The organism is Mesorhizobium sp. M7A.F.Ca.CA.002.04.1.1 (assembly GCF_004022805.1).
Taxonomy (GTDB): domain Bacteria; phylum Pseudomonadota; class Alphaproteobacteria; order Rhizobiales; family Rhizobiaceae; genus Mesorhizobium; species Mesorhizobium ciceri.
Genome location: NZ_RZPL01000595.1, coordinates 1 through 3,652, shown reverse-complemented (window position 1 = coordinate 3,652; position 3,652 = coordinate 1). Strand labels below are relative to the sequence as shown.

3 protein-coding genes are annotated in these 3,652 nt (G+C 60.3%); all 3 read right to left on the bottom strand.

All coding sequences use genetic code 11. The features are described 5' to 3' along the window. Window positions 1-688 (bottom strand): DNA polymerase III subunit beta (dnaN, locus tag ENZ75_RS24945; protein ID WP_127367170.1); only part of this gene is annotated, 688 nt, incomplete at its 3' end. A 303-nt stretch (window positions 689-991) separates the two neighbouring features. Beyond that, window positions 992-2,467 (bottom strand): chromosomal replication initiator protein DnaA, encoded by a 1,476-nt coding sequence (dnaA, locus tag ENZ75_RS24940; protein WP_245481216.1) that lies wholly within the window; start codon window positions 2,465-2,467, stop codon window positions 992-994. Between the two features lie 925 nt (window positions 2,468-3,392). Then, window positions 3,393-3,652: 30S ribosomal protein S20 (gene rpsT / locus ENZ75_RS24935; protein WP_128278389.1), on the bottom strand; the 260-nt coding region annotated here is incomplete at its 5' end.

Below are 3,652 nucleotides of genomic sequence, written 5' to 3'. Positions count from 1 at the left end.
GGATCTTGGTGTCCGACAGTTCGGTGGTCACCGCAACATCCGGATCGTCGACAAGCTTCTGCAGCTCGCTCACCGTCTTGCGCGGAATGATGATGCCCGGCATGCCCTCGGAACCCGCCGGCGCGTCGATCTCGGCGCGCGCCAGGCGGTGGCCGTCGGTCGCCACCGAGCGCAGCTTCAGCTTGCCGCCAACCTCATGCGTGTGCAGGTAGATGCCGTTCAGGTAATAGCGTGTCTCCTCGGTGGAGATGGCGAACTGGGTCTTCTCGATCAGGCCTTTCAGGGCAACCGAGTCGAGACGGAAGATATGCGAGAAGGATCCGGCCGAAAGCTCCGGGAAGTCGGATTGCGGCAGGCACTGAAGGCGGAAGCTCGAGCGGCCGGACGTCACCGTCATGGCGTTGCCGTCCTCGTCCGTCTTCAGCATCACCTCGGCGCCATCGGCGAGCTTGCGCACGATGTCGTAGAGCAGATGTGCCGGGACCGTCGTCGCCCCGCCGCGCTCCACCTTGGCGGGCGTCGCTTCGGTCACCTCGAGGTCGAGATCGGTTGCCTTCATTTCAAGGCTGGCGCCTTCGGCGCCGAGCAGCACGTTGGACAGGATCGGTATGGTGTTTCGCCGCTCGACCACACGATGGACGTGGTTGAGCGACTTCAGGAGATTTGACCGTTCCAGGATAACACGCATGACGAAACAGGCTCGCTTGAATGAATGACGGGTCACCAGTGAGCGGCGTCCCGCGAAAGGTCTGAATAGGCTCAGAATCTGCGTAAACTGACAGGAAAAAACCAGCAAACGCAAGCCCGCGCCGCCGGTTCAGGCCGGCTACGCGGGCTTTCTGGGGATAACGCGCCCGAAGTCCGCGAGCCAGTGTCGAAAAACCGAAATCCAGATCGCTTCCAGGCGATGCCACGAGCCCGATGCAGGCCCGGCGCCGCACTGGCAAGCCATTGAATCCCGGCGTTGTTTCGGTTCGGCCCTCCCGGAGGGTCAGGCCTGATCGTTGATCAGCCGCCTCAGAAGCTCAAGTTCCTGCGCCAGCGTGTTGTCGTTGCCGGAAAGGTCCTCGATCTTGCGCACGGCATGCAGCACCGTGGTGTGATCGCGGCCGCCGAAACGCCGTCCGATCTCGGGTAGCGAGCGCGGCGTCATCACCTTCGACAGGTACATGGCGACCTGCCGCGGCTTGACGATGGTGCGCGTGCGCCGGTTGGACAGCAATTCGGTCTTCGACACATTGTAGTGACGCGCCACGATGCGCTGGATGTCCTCGATACGGACACGCTTCGGCTCGCCTGTGCGATAGATGTGGCCGAGGATTTCGTCGATCCGGTCGATGGTGATCTGCGGCTCGAAGGATTGACGGAACAAAAGCTGATTGAAGGCGCCTTCCAGCTCGCGTCCGCTGCCGGTCACGGTGCGGGCGACGTGATTGAGGATCTCCTCCGAAATGTCGAGGGATGCGTCGTCGCTCCTGGCCGTGGCAAGGCGCAATTTGAGCATGCCGAGGCGCATGGCGAAATCGGGCGCCGACATTTCAAGCGCGACACCGCCATTGAGGCGCGAACGGACCCGCGGTTCGAGCGATTCCAGTTCCGATGGTGGCCGGTCGGCAGCGACGACGACCTGCTTGGCGCTGTCGAGCAGCATGTTGATCAGGTGGCAGAATTCATGCTGGATCGACTTGCCCTGCAGGAACTGCATGTCGTCGATGATGAGCAGGTCGATGTCGCGCAGCTGCTCCTTGAGCGTCAGAGCGTTGTTGTCGCGGATCGCGGTGGCAACGCGCCACATGAAATACTCGGCCGTGAGATAGACGACGCGCGACTTGGGGTTCTGCTTCAGCGATTCCGCGGCGATGGCCTGCAGCAAATGGGTCTTGCCGAGCCCGACGGTTGCGTGAAGGAAGAGCGGATTGAAACGCACCGCGCTCGATTGCGATTCCGCCACTGCCTTGGCGGCGGCGAAGGCCACCCGGTTCGACGGCCCCTCGATGAAAGAGCCGAACGTGTAGCGTGGATCGAGCGGTGACCCCAGAACGTTGTGGCGGAATTCGCTCTCGATGGGTGTGCCCGGACGCGGAGTCGATGCGCGCTCCACCCGGCTGGGGCTGACTGTGCCTGCGGCAAGCGCCGTCTGCGTCTGCCGTGTCACCTTGCTGCGTGCCGGCGTTACCTCTGGCTCGGCCTGGGCGCGTCCCTGACGGGTTGCCGTGCGCACGACGATGTCTATCTTGAGAAGATCGGGATCCTCCTGCTTCCACAGCTCGGAGATGAGGTCGAGATAGTGGCCGTTGATCCATGAGCGCAGGAAGGCGGTAGGCACCGAGATGCGGACAATGCCCTTGGAAGCCTCGGCGACTTTCATGCGGCCAAACCAGCTCGAATAGACTTCGGTTCCCAGGCGCGCCTTCAACTGGGTCTTGACCCGGTCGAATTTCTGTTCCGCGTCGCTGGACACCGCCATGTCGTTTGCTCCGATCAAAGTTCCAGGAAATGGGAGGTCGCCCGTAAGTTCCCTTTCGATGCCGCTCTGCATGATCTTTTCCTTGTCCTTCCGTACCTGTTTTCCGCCGGGGATGCGCCTCCTGCATCCGGTTCCGGCGACCTAAGTCTTTGCTACGATGTCCGCTGCCGCCGCCGGCAGGTGAACGTCGCCCATTATCCGTGGGAACCGGTGCCGGCCCATGGAAGCCAGTCCGCGTTGGGTATGTCAGGGCAATACAACACCGTCCGGCGAAAAGAGCGCCGGCGCGCCGTCTACCTGCCATGTCTAGTTACGCCAGTCCCCTACCGTATCGAAAAAGACAAACCAAAGCCGTCCGCGGACTTGATCCGCGTTGCAAATCCCGCCAATTTAAGCTGGCCGATTCAGGCTTGGGTTAAGAGCCAGAGCCCGTCCCTTTCGATAGATCGACACTACCGAAATCGCTGTGGATAGGGCAAGGCCACGTCTAACGGATTTTTAAGGAATCTGGTTAGTGGAGGCGGGTTCGAGTGGCATGCCGCGACGGCACATTTTAACAAAGCCATTGTGATTCAAACCCTTTTCCGGCGAATATGAAAAACCGGGCGCTGACAGAAATATTCTGAAATAATTCGCTTGACAGCGACTTCTCCCCGATCGGGCCAGTCCGGTGTGGACAAGCTGTGGATCACCATCTGTAAGCGTTTGAAAAATATAAGCTATTTTTGACAGCCAAGAATCATTAGGCCGGCGATTTTCAAGCGTGCCGATCAACAGCAGGCATGCATATGCCGGCAAACTATTCCCTATTGTGAAATCCGCATAAGACGCCGTTTCCGGACATTCTTTTTAAGTGCTTGCCGGCAAACGAAAAAACCCGGCACAAACGGCCGGGTTCGAAGAACGTCAGTCTAGGCAAGTAATGTCAGGCCGACAGTACCTTGACCCGCTGAGCCAGTCGCGACACCTTGCGGGACGCCGTGTTCTTGTGAATCACGCCCTTGGTTGCGGCGCGCATCAATTCCGGCTCCGCGATCTTGAAGGCAGCCTGTGCGGCAGCCTTGTCACCGGAGGCAAGCGCCTCTTCGACCTGGCGGATATAGGTGCGGACGCGCGAGCGACGGTTCTTGTTGATCGCTGCGCGGCGGACGATCTTGCGCGTTGCCTTTTTGGCCGAGGATGTAT